The 15,185-nt window shown below is 55.9% G+C and carries 11 protein-coding genes; 1 reads left to right on the top strand and 10 read right to left on the bottom strand.

Going from position 1 to position 15,185, the window contains the following annotated elements; genetic code table 11:
* Positions 1-44: 44 nt before the first annotated feature.
* From C5Y44_RS10615 to C5Y44_RS10590, 6 genes are read right to left on the bottom strand one after another with little or no spacing between them, the layout of a single operon-like run.
* A complete protein-coding gene (locus tag C5Y44_RS10615; protein WP_105324905.1) occupies positions 45-1,790 on the bottom strand; it encodes an ABC transporter ATP-binding protein in 1,746 nt (581 codons plus the stop codon).
* Positions 1,787-3,532, bottom strand: a complete 1,746-nt coding sequence (locus tag C5Y44_RS10610; protein WP_158255481.1) for an ABC transporter ATP-binding protein — start codon at positions 3,530-3,532, stop codon at positions 1,787-1,789. The genes C5Y44_RS10615 and C5Y44_RS10610 overlap by 4 nt, the downstream gene beginning before the upstream one ends.
* 10 nt (positions 3,533-3,542) lie before the next feature.
* Entirely contained in the window at positions 3,543-5,321 is a 1,779-nt protein-coding gene (locus tag C5Y44_RS10605) for a siderophore-interacting protein (protein ID WP_105324903.1), read from the bottom strand.
* A gap of 57 nt (positions 5,322-5,378) precedes the next feature.
* Positions 5,379-6,236 (bottom strand): ABC transporter ATP-binding protein, encoded by an 858-nt coding sequence (locus C5Y44_RS10600; RefSeq protein WP_105324902.1) that lies wholly within the window; start codon positions 6,234-6,236, stop codon positions 5,379-5,381.
* Between the two features lie 19 nt (positions 6,237-6,255).
* Complete coding sequence (locus C5Y44_RS10595; protein WP_369831086.1) at positions 6,256-7,338, bottom strand: FecCD family ABC transporter permease; 1,083 nt, start codon at positions 7,336-7,338, stop codon at positions 6,256-6,258.
* Positions 7,338-8,387 (bottom strand): iron ABC transporter permease, encoded by a 1,050-nt coding sequence (locus C5Y44_RS10590; RefSeq protein WP_105324901.1) that lies wholly within the window; start codon positions 8,385-8,387, stop codon positions 7,338-7,340. The genes C5Y44_RS10595 and C5Y44_RS10590 overlap by 1 nt, the downstream gene beginning before the upstream one ends.
* A 285-nt stretch (positions 8,388-8,672) precedes the next feature.
* Between C5Y44_RS10590 and C5Y44_RS10585 the strand changes: the two genes are divergently transcribed.
* Positions 8,673-9,458, top strand: coding sequence for an AraC family transcriptional regulator (locus tag C5Y44_RS10585; protein WP_105324900.1), 786 nt, complete (start codon positions 8,673-8,675; stop codon positions 9,456-9,458).
* On the opposite strand, the gene C5Y44_RS10580 is transcribed toward C5Y44_RS10585, so the two are convergent.
* From C5Y44_RS10580 to C5Y44_RS10565, 4 genes are read right to left on the bottom strand one after another with little or no spacing between them, the layout of a single operon-like run.
* The gene (locus C5Y44_RS10580) at positions 9,436-10,863 is read right to left on the bottom strand and encodes an NAD(P)/FAD-dependent oxidoreductase (RefSeq protein WP_105324899.1); all 1,428 of its coding nucleotides are present in this window, start codon (positions 10,861-10,863) and stop codon (positions 9,436-9,438) included. The two genes, C5Y44_RS10585 and C5Y44_RS10580, sit on opposite strands and share 23 nt — an antisense overlap.
* Positions 10,864-10,880: 17 nt before the next feature.
* Entirely contained in the window at positions 10,881-12,101 is a 1,221-nt protein-coding gene (locus tag C5Y44_RS10575) for a glycerate kinase (protein ID WP_105324898.1), read from the bottom strand.
* A 31-nt stretch (positions 12,102-12,132) separates the two neighbouring features.
* Complete coding sequence (locus C5Y44_RS10570) at positions 12,133-13,638, bottom strand: SLC13 family permease (protein ID WP_233189956.1); 1,506 nt, start codon at positions 13,636-13,638, stop codon at positions 12,133-12,135.
* Positions 13,628-14,899 (bottom strand): methyl-accepting chemotaxis protein, encoded by a 1,272-nt coding sequence (locus C5Y44_RS10565; RefSeq protein WP_105324897.1) that lies wholly within the window; start codon positions 14,897-14,899, stop codon positions 13,628-13,630. The genes C5Y44_RS10570 and C5Y44_RS10565 overlap by 11 nt, the downstream gene beginning before the upstream one ends.
* Between the last annotated feature and the right edge of the window lie 286 nt (positions 14,900-15,185).

Raw genomic sequence — 15,185 nt, 5'->3', positions numbered from 1 at the left:
GAGTCCTTTCGTCGAATTTATCTGGATTGGTCAACGCGGGAGCTTTAAGGTTCAGCCCCTGCCGTCCAGGCTTTCCAGAGCCGGGCATAACTGCCCTCGGCCTGAAGCAATTGCTCATGCGAGCCGGACTCGATGATGCGGCCGTTATCCATGACCACAATCCGGTCACTACGTGCAGCTTGTGACAAACGGTGCGCAATGACTATGGCAGCGCTGCTTGAAGTAACCACATCCGATGCTCGGTCCAGGACTTCCGCATCCGCGCTATCTGCTTCAGCGGTAGCTTCATCCAAGATGACCAGTGGCGGGTTCAGCAGGCTCAACCGTGCCAACGCCAAGTGCTGAGCCTGGGATGGTTCAAGATTTCGGGCACCATGCCCAACTTCCGTATCTAGTCCCTCCGGCAAAGCCATGACAAAGGAAGATGCGCCGGTAGACATCAGCGCCTGCGTGATTTCCTCCTCGGTAGCATCAGGTTTCGCCAGCGTGAGATTTGACCGAACTGTACCCATGAAAACGTGGGTTTCCTGCGACAGCGAATAGATATCCGCCGTACTAATGCTGCGCTGAATCTCCCCGCGACTTGGCCCATAGACACCAGAGACCAAAGACGCCAAGGTGGATTTACCGGAACCAGTCGCCCCGACAACGGCAATGGTCTCCCCCGGTGCAATTTCTACATCAATATTTTTCAACACATGGTGGCCATTGGGGTAAGCAAAGTCCATATCGCTCAGCTTCACCAAAGCATCAGGATGCAGTGCTCGTCGATGCTCCCCCGCAGCCTTTTCCTGCGGATGCTTAATAACTCCGACGAGCCGGCCGAGCGATGTTAATGCATCTTGGAAATCATCCATCACGTACACCAGCCCCTGAACCGGGCCGATAATGCGCTGGAATAGCAAGGCTGCGGCAGTAACCGCACCGGGTGTGACTTCGCCATTAAATGCTAGCCATACTCCCAGTGCCAGTACCGAGAACATTCCTAGGGCCTGGGAGAAATTGAGGCGGCCAAAGAGCCAGTTTTGTACGATACGAGTACGCATCGCCCAGCGGACTTTATCCCACGAAGATACAGAAATCCGCTCCAGCTGGTGTTGGCTTAATTGGTGAGCCTTGACGGTATCCATATTGTCCAAGGTGCCCAGAATATGCTGGCCACGTATGGATTCGACGGCGCGCTGCTTGCGATAAATGGGCGGGCCATTATCGAGGTACCACCGGATATGCGAGATATATAAAGGAATCAGTGCGACAAAGACGATTAAGAAGCGCCAATCGATAGTTGTCATGGTGCCGCCGATCATCAAGACCGTAAAGCCAGAGATGAAAAATCGTGGCAAGACATCAGGCATGGTGCCGGATAACTGGGCGATATCATCGGAAGCACGAGTCACAATGTCACCAGTACCGGCGGTTTCCACCGTTGCGCGCGGCAGGCGCAGTGCGGCACCGACATAGTCTTCGCGGATTTCGGCGATAAGGGTCTCGGAAATTCGAGATATTCCGACCCCACCCAACCACGCTAATAAGCCAGCGGCTAAAGCAGCACAGACGATCGCTGCGACCATAAGTGCGAATCCATCTGGTAATTGACTCACCCCGTTGAAGCTGAGCTGGTCGACAATGCGCCCAATCAAAAGTGGGACAACCAGTGCCGTTGCAGATTCAGCTAGGAAAATAAGCAAAACGAAGGCTAACGCGAGTCTGCGTCCACGAATCATCTTCCATAAATATCTAAGGACCGTCGCGGAGTCCGCGGCACCAAGTTGGTAATTGTTAGTGCTCATGACCGGCCCTCCACCGAAACTTTGTCTGACTCTCTGGGGGTAATGACCCGGTCGGCCGCCGCATTAAACGCACCGCTCGAGGTAATGACCATGGTCAACAGCCCCTCACGGTTTTTAATAAGACGATTGGCAATCAATTCTTCTGTCACTGCATCCACCGACGTGGTGGGCTCGACAAGCACGAGGATTGGGGGACGCGCAGCAACAGCACGCGCAAGGGCGATGCGCTGGCGTTGCCCGCCTGAAAGTTCCCACGCGCCATCGCCAAGCTGCGTACCAAGGCCATCGGGAAGCTCCTGCTCCCCAAAAGCTGCTACGTCCAGTGCTTCCCGTGCTGTGCGGGGACTTATCTCCCCACCGCCGTGAAATTGCACATTTTCCAAGACCGTGCCAGCAAAAAGCCCCGGGTGGTGCGGCACCACCATGACTTGGCTGTGCAAGGTCTGAGGGGTGAGCGCGGTGATGTCGAAACCGCCAACCACAAAAGTTCCTTCTTCAGGAACGCGGCGCAGCGAGAGAATTTCCGAAAGGTGCGACGCTGCTTCCTGCGAAAGGTTTAAAGTGACAAACTCATCAGGTTCGATGCGCTCGTCGATGATATTTTGCGCGAGCTTCAGCTCTTCAAAAGCCACAAAGTGCTCATTACCTTCTAATTCCACGGTGCCTTCAGTCGCTGGGTGCGAACCTGCATTCAGCAGTCCTAAAACGCGCTGTGCAGACGCCTGGGAAATAGCCCACATGGAGCCCAGCGTTCCCACGAGCTCTTCGACGGGGAAGATCATGATGACTGCAACGCTGGTTGCCGTAATCAGCTCACCGGCGGTAATCATTCCGTGAAAAGCCATGACTACCGCAGCTAATGCGACAGCGACTGCGACTAATTGCGCACCCGTGGTCGTGACACCTTCAAAGGCTGCCCGGGCGTTGCGTGCTGAGATCGTGTGGCGCAACGCTTCCCGGCTGAAAGCGTTATATCTTTGTGCCGCGGTCTTTTGCGCGTGTAATCCCGAAATGACTCGGAATCCAGACACCAGGTCTGCGGCAGCCCCGGCGGCATCGGCCAAACTGTGCTGTTCTTTCAAACTGCGATCTCGCAAAGGCCGGGCAGCTAAATGCATCAAAGCCAACAAAATGGGAAGGCCAATAACCACGCCCAGCCCAAGCCAAATATTGATAAAACCTAAGGTGCCAATCGCCACGACCAAGGACGCTACTTGGCTGGGAGGATAGACGATGATGTAGAAGACTTGGCACGCGCGCTGCGTATCACCAGTTGCAATAGATAGCAGCTGGCCCGGCGCGCGCTGGGTTCCTTCAAATCCACGCGGAGACAACACGCGTTCAACAACTGCCTGCGAAAGCTCATATTGTGAGCGCTGCACTGCCAGCCACCCCGTGCTGCTGCCGCGGCGGAAGCAGAAGTGCATGATGAGATATAGCAGGATCAAGCTGCCGAACCAGAAGTACAGCGAGCCGGAAATTTCTGCGAAGCTGGAGCCTTCATAGGCAGGGGTTGCCACATCATCTACCACGCGCCCCACGACCGTGGGCATGAGCATGCTGGCTATTCCATGGGCCATCAACAACAAAGAAGCTAGCGCGAGTCTTTTCCCATTGGCCCGAATAAGAGCAAAGCTTAACTGACGCGGTGTCCACGTGGGATCTAGTGTGATGCGCGGTGGGGTGGGGTTATCTGGTGCCTGTCCCCAACCCCAATTGCGCTCAGGAATTGTGGCTGTCATATGCGCTGTCCTATGCCTCAAATTCGTGCAAGGTCGCACCCCAGCCAATGGTTCGGCGTTGTGGGATACCGAGTCCTGCTTCGACAAATAGTTTGTCGAGCTCTTGCGCGGTCCGGTAGCTACCACCATTGAGCGCAAAGTAGCTTAAATCATCTTCATAGTCGTGATCATGCGCGGTGTCCGGGTTAAGCGCACGCGCAAAGTAGTAAAGGCGACCGTGGTTAGCGGCCTCTTTTAACAATGCGACGGATTCAAAATCAGATCGGTCATTAAGCGCTTCGATTACCAGCACAACATCAGCATCTGTCAGATTCGAATCCAGCGTGATACTTGCAGGCAGCTCCCCTTGAGCTCTAATCGCGTGAATCTCAGCAGGGCTGGCAACGATACGTACTTTTGCCGTGGGGTATTTCTCAGCGAATGCCTGGGCAAAGGCTTTCGTCCCGCGGCCGACAAGAGCAATGCTCTCCAGTTCTGCAAAGACTGGGTCTGCTGCCAGCGCGCCTGAAACATAGCCAGCAAATTCGTTTTCTGCTTCGACGCGCTCATCGGTGTGTGCAGGGGTTTCCTCAAACGCTTCTGGAGTGCCGTCCTGCACAGCTTTAAGCAGTGCGCTAATTGCAGCAAGTTCGCGTTGAGCAAAGTAGCCGTTTAGGTTGAGGTCCTCTATGACGTAATCATTATCTAATTCGCGGCCCAGTTCGGTGAGCTTCCAGCCGGCATCCGTTTGTTCTGCTACCTCGATAGCTTCCAAGTAACGCAGAAGCTTAAACAAACCGACTTGGTTCGCTCCGGTCTTCTGTGCGAGCTCTTCTATCGTGAGCTCTGAAGCCCCAAAAGTAGGACCGAAGTCTAAAGTTGCTGCTACTCGCAGGGCAAAGCCTGGCATGATTTCTGCCAGTTCATGAAATACTTCGCGCACATCTTCGTGCGCTGTGAAATCTGGTAATTCGGGATTGTCTGCTGTTGCGGTGACTTTCTGTTTCTTCCAGTATCCCGTTACATCAATCTGTTCTTTATCGAGCTGCTTTTCAATGCGAAGCCAACGGCGAATCGGCGTGAGTGTTCCGGCTTCGCCAGCTACCCACGCAAACACCGTGCCTTCCCACCAATCGGCGGCCTTGAGGGCATCGAAAAGCAGCGTGGTGGTACCGGCTTCTGCCCCATGGCGTACCAACCAGGTCAGCTCAACACCTTCTGGCACCACCAGGTCCTGGCGGTGAGAATCTTCTTCAACCTCGATAAAGACCTGCCCACGTGCACCTTGAGGCCACTCCTCCAACCAGCGGGCAACCGCAGGAAGGGCTGTCTCATCTGCTCCCACCAATACCCAGTCAGCATTTTCTGGGTGCGCAGAAGAAGACTTCGGGCCAGCAATTTGGACGGTCTCCCCTACCTTCACGTTGCGTGCCCAACTCGTAGCTGGGCCTACTCCGTGGTTGACGAAGTCTACGTCCAATTCACCGGTTTCCGGATCCCAGCGGCGCACCGTGTAGGTGCGAAGCAGCTTCGCGCCCTCCCCTCGGGGCCAATCCAAAACTCCATCCAGCTGGGTAGGTCCTTGAGATTCCTGCGCATCTGGGTGGTCAATGAGCACCTTGAATTCATCGTCAAAGCCATCGGAGCGAAACTCCGCCACTGGGTACCCGTTATCTGCAGTATGTGCTTTGAGTTGTTCACCGCCCAAGGTGACTCGGCGCATGCCGGGGGTGACATCAGCTGTGCGAATAACCTGCAAAAAGCGTGTGGTGATGGGGAAAATCTCTAGAGGACGAAGGCTGTTGGCCATGAAGGGTTCTCCTGTGAATGAGGTTTTAGCTAACTTGCGGACTATGTATGTGAAGCTTTAGCGAGTGCGCAACATCGATTTATCGAGAACCTCACTGTCCGCAGGTTTCTGTGCCCGGGGGTCCAGGGGAACCACATTCGGTGTTCCGGTGGCCGGGTCTGGACAGATCATGGCTTCGAGGCCAAAGACTTCCTTGACCAGTTCCTTCGTCAGCACATCTTGCGGGAAACCCGTGGTGATGACTTTTCCTTGCTTCATCACGATGAGGTGGTCGGCGTAGCGCGCCGCCTGGTCTAGGTCGTGCAAGACGGTGACAACGGTTTTGCCGTCCTCGTGGAAATCACGCAGCAGCTCCATGAGCTCATACTGGTGTGCGATATCCAAGAAGGTGGTGGGCTCATCGAGCAACATGATGGGTGTTTGCTGCGCTAGCAACATCGCAATCCATACACGTTGGCGCTGTCCACCAGAAAGCTCTGCAACAAAGCGGCTTCCCAGTTCCGTCAAGCGGGTTGCTTCCAGCGCCGCGTTGACTGCTTCTTCATCAGATTTACGCCACTGCTGAATCAGCGATTGATACGGTGCGCGCCCACGCGCAACAAGGTCAGCCACGCGGATACCTTCTGGTGCGAGCGAGGTCTGTGGCAACAAGCCCAGTTCGCGCGCTACATCCTTGGGCTTGTATGTGGAAATATCCTTGTCATCCAACAGCACGCGGCCTTTGACCGGAGTCAAAACCCTGGCGAGCCCACGCAGCAGAGTGGATTTACCACAGCCGTTGGGGCCAATGATGGCGGTGAAAGAATTATGCGGAATCTCTACTGAGATGTCTTCGCTGATAATGGTCTTGTCGTAGCCAATGGTGGCATTTTCAATCCGCAACCGAGACGCGGCTGAGTGTATTTCTTGGTTCATTTCTTTTCCTGTCTCGTGCTTAAGCGATACGGCCGTAGTGACGGCGGGTTTCCCGAATGAGCAGCCAAATCATGTAACAACCGCCGATAGAAACGGTGATCAATCCAACCGGAATAGGCCGGTAGAAAGTAGCGATTACAAGGGCTAATAGGTGCGCTGTTGATAGCAGCGCCGCGCCCATTGCTGCCGATGGCAAAAGGCTGACTCCTGGAGAGTTAGTAATTCGGCGCGCCAGTTGCGGCGCAGCCAACGCCACGAAGCCAATCGGGCCGGCGGCGGCAGTGACTAGCGCTGAAGTAGCAACACCCACCACGATCAGTGCCAGGCGGGCTGGGCCTACTTTGAATCCGTGGGTGAGCGCTGTGTCATCTCCCATTTCCATGTGCTGTAAAGACCTGGCTAAGAACATAGCGAGTACGAAAATGACCACGGCGATGGCAACGCTTGGAATTAGTGATTCCCAGGTCACGCGGTTAATCGAGCCGGCGCTCCAGAATCCGACCATCATGGCGTCGTCAACATCAGCCCGCGTAATCAGATAGGAGTTGACTGAAGTCAACATGGCGGAAACACCAATGCCAACGACGATAAGGCGGAAACCCTGGACCCCGTTGCGCCAGGACAAGATATAGACCACGAAGGCTGTGATAACACCGCCGACGATGGCACCCGCTGCAATAGTCCAGTACTGGGTGGTTCCGATTACTAGCATCAGCAAGACAACGGCCGTGTAAGAACCAGCATCGAAGCCAATGATGTCAGGCGAGCCCAGCGGGTTGCGGGTCAGTGACTGGAAAATTGCACCGCCTAAACCAAGTAGCGCGCCAAAAACCACAGCCGCGATTGCAACCGGGAGGCGCCATTCACGCACAATGAGCACGTGGAATTCCTCGCCCACACCGGCAATAGCTTGTACGACCTGACTTAGCGTGATGGGGAAATCTCCCAGCGTAATCGCCACTGTCGCAGCAAAGACACCCAGAATAATCAGAATCGCCGAGACCGTGAGAATCTTGACGGGCAGGCGGAGTGAGAAGAATTTATTGCGGATGGTCAGCGAGCTGTATCCGTAGTCGATCTCTTTGTTTTCTTTCATGAGCATTACAGACCACTAGCCTTTCGACGACGCACTAACGCAATGAGCACTGGGGCGCCGATGATTGCGGTGACCACACCGACTTCAATTTCACCTGGGCGGGCGATAACACGGCCAATGACATCGGCCGCAAGAACCAGCACTGGGGCTGCAAAGATGGAGTACATGATGATCCAGCGTTGGTCAGGACCGACGAACCAGCGCACGACGTGAGGAATCATCAAACCGACAAATCCGATACCGCCGGTCAGCGCCGTAGCGCCACCGGCAAGCAAGGTCACGGCGATGATGCCGAATACACGCGAGCGAGCAACGCGGGTGCCCAAGGAGGCAGCGAGGTCATCGCCAAGCGCTATGGAGTTCAACGAGCCCGACAAGCCAATTGCGATGAGTAGCCCCACGGCGATAAAAGGCGCGACCATCATTGTGTCTTGGATGCTCGTGCGGGCAATGGATCCCAGGCCCCAGTTGCGGATGCTTTCAAAGGTATTGGGGTCAATCAAGGTCAAAAAGGTGGTGACACCACCTAGCACTGCAGCGAGCGCAACACCGGCTAGCACCAGGGTCACCGGATTGGCAGTTCCCCCAACTGCACCGATGAGGTAGACCAAAATAGTGGCTGCAGCTGCACCGATAAATGCAAACCAGATGTAGCCAGATACGCTGCTCAGGCCGAATATGCCAACGCCGACAGTCACGGCAAAGCCTGCACCAGCGTTCACGCCCAAAATTCCGGGATCTGCCAGAGGGTTTCTGGTCATCGCTTGAATCAAAGCACCAGCAACACCGTAGGCTGCACCAACCAGAAGTCCTGCCACGGTTCGCGGGATGCGCAGGCTCCAAATAATAATGGCCGCTTCAGAATCATCATGCGCGCGGAATCCTTGCCACACTTCCGCCATCGGCATTTTATTCGCGCCAACGGCGAAACTCAGCCACGTCGTGATCAATAGCGCTATAACAATAATGACTAGCCCAAGAGTGCGTCGCCCGAAGAGGGAATTCGGTTGAGGCTCTTTTATGACATCCGGCGCTTGTGGAGTTTCTACTGTCATATTCTTCCACTTCTCCATTGCGATGACCGGACATGATGACGGTCAATGGATACAATTCGAACTCCCACGAATTCCTTTCAAAATCTCACGCGTCTTTTTAAACCAGACTCAAAAAGTCAGGCCGCAATCGTGTGCAGCGGCAGACGCTGCTTCCCGCTTGAGCCCGACCAAATTTACCCATTTAGGTTAGGGCAGGCTAAGCTTCGAGGCAATACCTTATCCGCCAACTTCTAACCCCTTGCTGACACTTGAGCGTTAACGAGGATTTCAGCACAGGAGATTTCAATGACCGCAAGCATCAGCTTTAGCCAGCCGCACCAAGCAGGCAGCTTTGACAATGCGTCACTTCCAATGTCCCGGCCGGTTCAAGCGCTTAACCGCATCCATCCGGAAGCACACATGGTGTTTTGGCAATACCGCGGCAGCGCCAGCTACATTCTGAAAGACGGGCATTTCCGCACCTACGCACAGCAGGCCTTATGGTTACCCGCTGGTTACCGCCACGACGTGTACGTGGACGCCAATTCTGTATTACTCCGGATTTTCTTCGGTGCAGATAAGGTCTTTACCCCGAAAGCTTTAAACCAGCCGCGTATTTTCCAGGTCAACCAGGAACTAGCTGGTTATTTTATGGGGATGGTCCAAAGTGATTCCTCGCTCCTGCAGCATCACCGTGAACTCGACCAACATGTGCTCAATAAACTAAGCCACCATTGCAGCACGCTTATGTGGCCACACACCCCGGCTGCGCGCAAGATTGCAGAACTGCTGAATGATAATCCTGGCGATCCGCGCACTTTGCACGAATTAGCGAAGCTAGTTCATGCTTCGCCGCGGACTATCGAGCGCGCATTTGTGACAGAAACGGGCGAGACTTTCCAGGAATGGCGCATGCAAGCGCGCACCACGAAGGCTAAGCAGCTCATCATCGATGGTCTGCCCATAGATTCCATTGCTCTGCACGTCGGCTATTCCACGGCTAGCGCTTTCGGCCGCGCGTTTAAAAAGCGCACAGGGCTCTCCCCGAGTGCCTATTTCAATGAGCACGTTAGCGCCGATGTCCGGATTTAATCGCTTCTCCGGCAGCCCACCAGCCCGGCATGCCATGTACCCCGGCGCCAGGTGGCGTCGCGCCGGAGGCCATGAATAGTCCAGGTCGCAGCATATAAGGGTGCAAGGAAATCCCTGGGCGCATAAGGGCTTGCACCCCGGCCATGGAACCACCGGCGATATCGCCGCCGATTAAATTGGGATTCCCCTGTTCCAAATCGTGCGGGGAGGTAGCCACGGCCTCCACGATGGTGTCGCGAAAGCCCGGCGCGAAACGCTCAATCTGACTGGTGATTAGTTCGCGGACTTCTCCCGGATAGCTCTCGATGTATCCATGCGGCACATGTGCATAGGTCCACAGGGTGTTGCCACGCGTTGGGTCAGCAACAAACTGCTGGCAGACCATCACAAAAGGCCGCTTCGGCATTCTTCCTGCTGCAACTTCGCGTTCGGCAAAGCTGATTTCTTCTACGCTTCCACCGATGTGCACGGTTGCAGCTTCTCCAACGCGCGGGTCTTTCCACGGCACGGGCGCATTGAGCAGGAAGTCGACTTTGTACGCCGCGGGACCGTACTGCCAGTTTCCCAATCGCTGAAGAGTCTTTGCTGAAAGATCAGTGCCTTTTAACGCGAGAATCTGCCGTGGGGTGAGATTTAAGATAGTGGCATCGACAGGCCCCAGCTCGCGCAAGTCACGCACACTAGTGTCAGTGTGAATTTTTCCGCCGTTGCTTTTAATGACAGACACCAGCGCTTGCACGATGGCTTGAGTGCCACCTTCAGCAACGGGCCACCTGCGGCTCATGCCGAGGGCGCCAAATAAAATGCCAAAAGCGGCGGTAAAAGGCCGGTCGGGAGAGGTTATTGCATGCACAGCACTGCTGGCAAGCAATGCTTTAGCCTGCTCCGACTTAAACAATGCCTTCCCCAGTAAAGAAGCCGGGGCCAGGGCCGGGAGGCCAAAGCGCACAAGGTGTACAGGGTGCGGTGGTACCTGCAACATCGGCCTCAAAAGATTCGCTAGATGCTTATCGATGCCGTCCACAACATGTCCGTGTAAGCGGACCCACGCCTTATGATCTACGCCTAGTCCTGCGGCGGTTTCTTCTAAAGAATTCGCCAACAAAGCTGTTTCGGCATTATCGAGTGGATGCGCCATCTCAATCGGCGCGTTCTTCCACGTCAACCCGTGCTCTTCGAGTTTTAGCTCGCGGAAAGCGGGACTCGCTGCGCCGAAAGGATGGCCGGCTGCGCCTAGGTCAACAGTTGCACCGGCAAACAGCTGCGTTGACGAGCGTGCCGCTCCGCCGGGTGTGGAGGCTGCTTCATAGATGTCAACGTCCCATCCGGCTTTCAGCAGCCGTGCCGCGGCAGTAAGCCCATTCGGACCGGCGCCGACAACAGCTGCACGAGGCTTGCTACTCATAGGACCTAGCCTACGTTCTACGCAGAAATCCCGGCGTAGCGTACACGTAGCTTGTTTTCTTGGCGCCCTGCCACCGTGCACCCCAGTTGCAAAAGGCGCAGCGCACGTTCAGAAGCATCTACCAGCAGGTCACGGCCATCACGGACTGCGTCTTCCAGCTCCATTGGAATGGTCATAATCGATTGCACCGCACCGATTCCCACATCATGAACGCTCGGGGCGCCCTCTCCCAGGGAGCCAGCTAGTCCCATGACCGGTACTCCTGTGGCTTGGCAACGCCGTGCAATCTCGGCCGGGACTTTGCCGCGGGGAGTCTGGAAATCAATGGCGCCTTCAGCGGTAATGACGAGATCCGCCGTGGCGATAAGAGCATGAAGGTCGCGTTCAGCTGGGAGCTGTTCCAGCAGCACATCAAAGCGCTCACCGGCATCAGCACCCAGCGCCATCAGGCCGGCGCCGAGCCCACCGGAGGCACCAGAGCCAGGGCCTTTGTGAAGGTCGGCGATGGGCGCGAAGGCATCGACAAGCAAATCTGCCCAACAGCTCAACCCCTCGGCGAGTTCTTTAACCTGGGTCTTCGTCGCGCCCTTTTGCGGTCCAAAGACGCGCGCAACGCCGCGCTTTCCCGTCAACACGTTATGGCGGTTACACGCCATGGTGATGCTGACATCGCGCAGCCGCGGATTCATACTGCTGGTATCCAAGGACTTGGCGTGTACCAAGTTTGCCCCGCCGCGTTCGACTTTCTCGCCCTTTTTATCCAGGGTAATAACTCCCAGTGCCTCTAAAGCCCCCGCGCCGCCATCGGAGGTGCCAGAGTCTCCACAACCCACCACGATTTTGCTACAGCCGCGCTCAATCATGATGTTGATAAGCTCGCCCACCCCAAAGGTGGTGGTAGCACCCGGATCGCGCATATCGCTGGGCACTAGCGAGAGCCCGGCGCACGATGCCATTTCCATAACCCCGATGCTAGATTCAGGAAACTCCACCCAGGTGGCTTGAACTTTCTGCCCGACGGGCCCGGTGACTGTTTCAGTATGGGTGACAGCGCCACGGCGTTGGGCGAGAATATCAACGGTGCCCTCACCGCCATCAGGAACCGGAAAAGTATCAACGCGAGAGCCCGGGAGAACACGGCGGATACCGGCGGCGATGGCATCGGCGACTTCAATCGCCGAGAGGGATTCTTTAAAACCAGAAGGTGCGACAAGGATGCGTTCAGGTGCGTACAACATGGGAAATACTCCTTTGAAGTGGGATGGATTTTTACAAGCAGAGATTTAGGCCCAGCGCTGGCCAGATGAGCCAGGCGAAAAGCCCCATGACGATGAGATGAACAGGAAATAGCGCTGCTGCTACGCGCATGAGTTCACGTGTGGAAAAGGCGGCGGGTTCATCGCCGAGTTCAGCATTGGCGAAGATAGCCAGCGGCTTGGCCGAGGATGGCAACGTGTGGCAGAAACCGGCAGCCACTGTGGAGATGAACGCGACGGCGACGGGATTAACGCCAATCGCGGGTGCAGTGGCCACGACCAACGGGATTAATACTGCCGAGCGCGCCGAGCGTGACTGAATGACCAGATGTGCTGCGGAGGACACAATGATGACAAGCGCGACGAACAGCGTTGGATGTGCTGCGCCCAAAATGGCAGACGCTAAGACATCGGCGGCGCCGGACGATAACAGTGCTTGGCTCATGGCGATGGTGCCTGCCATAAACAGCAGCAGATTCCACGGCACCTGGCGAATGGTGTCTTTGAAATCGACGCAGCCGACCTGCGGTGAGCACATCAACAGTGCCGCGAGGACTGCGACCAGGGCCGGGTCAATACCATGCAGGGGTTCGCTAAACCACAAGGACACGGCCGCGCCAAGCACAGCCATTGAGCGTTTTTGTTCAGTATTTAAGGCCCCTGTGACTGCTTCCCCAAAGTCAGCCGTCTTAAGCACAATGCCTTCGGCGCGCTGCGCGGAGGTGGAGAACATGCGCAGAATCACTTCCGCCGACAGATGAGCCATAACCAGTGCATAAGGCAGGCCCAGCACAATCCACCGCGTAAACGAGATCTCAGGTAATTCATTAGTGCTCAATATCTGCACCGTAATAAGGTGTGCGCCGGCACCAATAAGCGATGCCGCGGCAGTAAATAAAACCGCTGTGGGCAGCACGAGTGCCAATACCTTCACCAACCACTGCTGCGGCGCGGGCAATACCCCACGCAGTGCCACCAGCACCGGCAAGACTAATGCTGCACGCCCACTAGTGGCGGGCACAGCAAAAGCAGTAAGAGTAACGGCAAAGGCCATCAGGTGCACTAGCCCGCGCACGCTAGTCACACGCTGGCTGAGCCAAGCTGTTGCCCGCAGAGCCAGCCCGGACTGGGTCACCGCAGCGGATAAGATGAAGGCGCCGATGAGGAGCCAGGTGGTGTCATCGCCAAGCGCTGCAAAGAATTCCTCTGCACTCAACACATTGGCTAGAACCAGTGCACTAGCTGCACCAAGTGCTACATAGGTGTCATTGAGACTGCCAAAGATCCACAGCCAGATGGCTGCGACGAACACTGTGAGAGTTGCTTGTGCTTCGGGGCTAAAACCACTTGTGAAAATCCAGGCACCTGCAACTGCCAGCACCCCAGCGACGGTCTTTCCTGTGAGAAAATCCGGTGTGGCAAACTGCCGCCCGACCTTGGGAAGAAGACGTGGAGCAGGAGGATTACTGCTGACGGTGCTCCGTTGTGGCATTTCAGTTTTCAAAGATTTAAAGCTCATCGTGCTCACCTCCGGCAGGAAGCTCTAAAACCACCGTGGTTCCGTGCTCGGCATCGGCGCTAACCAACGCGCGCCCGCCATGGGCATCTGCAACGGCGCGCACCACTGCTGCGGAGGTGGAATTCACTGGCCAGGCGATCATCGCAGCAGCTTGTTCCTTATCTGCCACGAAACCTGGGGCGCGCAGCCACAGCCAGGCGGTCTCCCCTTCCACGCTCGCACCAGCCTGTAACTCCTGGCGCGTATGCGGGGCAAGCATGCCGGATATGGCACGGAGGGCATCGACAAGCGCGTGGCGATCAACCTGTGCCCTACCGCTGGCCTCTATCGCTTGCGGGACGACATCGCGCGCAATGACTCCAAGGTCAGCTTCTTCGGTGGCTATCCCGCGCGTGCCTGGGGCCAGACGCGATAACGCGTGCAAAGATTGGCACGTCGCACGCAGCTTTTCCGGCTGATCGATGCCTTCGCGGATTTCACGCGCCGCTGCTTGCATAACCGACTGGTTGACCGCACGTACTTCGTGCTCACGCACCCAGGCGTCGTTATAGGCCCGGGCGAGCTCGGTGATTTCGTCGGTGCCATCAAAACCTAGTCTGGTGGCCGTTCCCTTATCCGCGTCTTCGAATGCCTGCAGGGACACCTTGCGAATTGGCGAAAGCAACCGGCCAGTAATCAACCACGCCAGAAACGCGGCCAGGATAAGAACCCCGCCGGAAACCAACGTGACAATCCGCATCAATTCAGAAATCTCGCGGTAGTCCGCATCGGTAAACCTGGCAACCAGTAGCTTTACGTCTTGAGCGCCCTCGATCCCGGTGACAGTCACTGTTCCCCAGTGAATTGCCTCGCCATTATCCGGTGTATAGATTCCCGATGGCATAGGTGAGTCCATAGCATGGCGAATCAGCGGATCACCCGCGCCAAGACTGCGTCCGCTTGCACCCGGCAGCCCCACGATGGTGCCATCTACGATTCCCACTAAGGCTTCATCACTGGTGGGAATCTGGCGCGATAAAAACACCTCCAATAACCGCGTATGTGTTGCAAAAGGTTCAGAGGTTTCAGGATCAATGCCATCTTGTGCGAAAGACCGGAACTCTTCTAGTTCTTGCACAACATCTTCGTTGGCTTTCTCCGGAGCCGTCCCCAGCAGGGCAGTTCTAGTCGTCAGCACGATAGCTAACAGAGACACTGCTACTAATCCCAGCAGCCACGACAGCATTCGCGACCGCGAAGAATGACGAGCCATATCAGGCATTGCAGCCTCCCTTCATAAAAGTAAATCAGCACTCCAATGTGGAATGCTGATTACCGTATAAACGAAGGATGAAACCCCAATGAGCCATTCATTAAACAATCTTCATGATTGTTTCGCACTGTTAACTTCGCGGGTTTGCTTGTCGATGCCTCACAAAGAAATTCCCTGGCGATGGCCCTCGAAAGAAGCCAGTCACCGGGGAGAATGTCGATTGCAGCCGAGTTCAGCTAATAACCGAAGCCGCTCCGAAACTGGGGTCAACGGCAAGCCAGGGAGGGGTGACCAC

It is taken from the genome of Corynebacterium sp. J010B-136, assembly GCF_002967075.1.
Taxonomy (GTDB): domain Bacteria; phylum Actinomycetota; class Actinomycetes; order Mycobacteriales; family Mycobacteriaceae; genus Corynebacterium.
Note: the sequence above shows the minus strand (reverse complement) of the source record. Positions and strands in the feature narration are given on the sequence as shown.

Excerpts from the sequence above, each read along its gene's own strand:
- C5Y44_RS10575 (WP_105324898.1), bottom strand. The coding sequence starts at position 12,101 with ATGTTGTACGCACCTGAACGCATCCTTGTCGCACCTTCTGGTTTTAAA.
- C5Y44_RS10580 (WP_105324899.1), bottom strand. The coding sequence starts at position 10,863 with ATGAGTAGCAAGCCTCGTGCAGCTGTTGTCGGCGCCGGTCCGAATGGG.
- C5Y44_RS10585 (WP_105324900.1), top strand. The coding sequence starts at position 8,673 with ATGACCGCAAGCATCAGCTTTAGCCAGCCGCACCAAGCAGGCAGCTTT.
- C5Y44_RS10600 (WP_105324902.1), bottom strand. The coding sequence starts at position 6,236 with ATGAACCAAGAAATACACTCAGCCGCGTCTCGGTTGCGGATTGAAAAT.
- C5Y44_RS10565 (WP_105324897.1), bottom strand. The coding sequence starts at position 14,899 with ATGCCTGATATGGCTCGTCATTCTTCGCGGTCGCGAATGCTGTCGTGG.
- C5Y44_RS10570 (WP_233189956.1), bottom strand. The coding sequence starts at position 13,638 with ATGAGCTTTAAATCTTTGAAAACTGAAATGCCACAACGGAGCACCGTC.
- C5Y44_RS10590 (WP_105324901.1), bottom strand. The coding sequence starts at position 8,387 with ATGACAGTAGAAACTCCACAAGCGCCGGATGTCATAAAAGAGCCTCAA.
- C5Y44_RS10615 (WP_105324905.1), bottom strand. The coding sequence starts at position 1,790 with ATGAGCACTAACAATTACCAACTTGGTGCCGCGGACTCCGCGACGGTC.
- C5Y44_RS10595 (WP_369831086.1), bottom strand. The coding sequence starts at position 7,338 with ATGCTCATGAAAGAAAACAAAGAGATCGACTACGGATACAGCTCGCTG.
- C5Y44_RS10610 (WP_158255481.1), bottom strand. The coding sequence starts at position 3,532 with ATGACAGCCACAATTCCTGAGCGCAATTGGGGTTGGGGACAGGCACCA.
- C5Y44_RS10605 (WP_105324903.1), bottom strand. The coding sequence starts at position 5,321 with ATGGCCAACAGCCTTCGTCCTCTAGAGATTTTCCCCATCACCACACGC.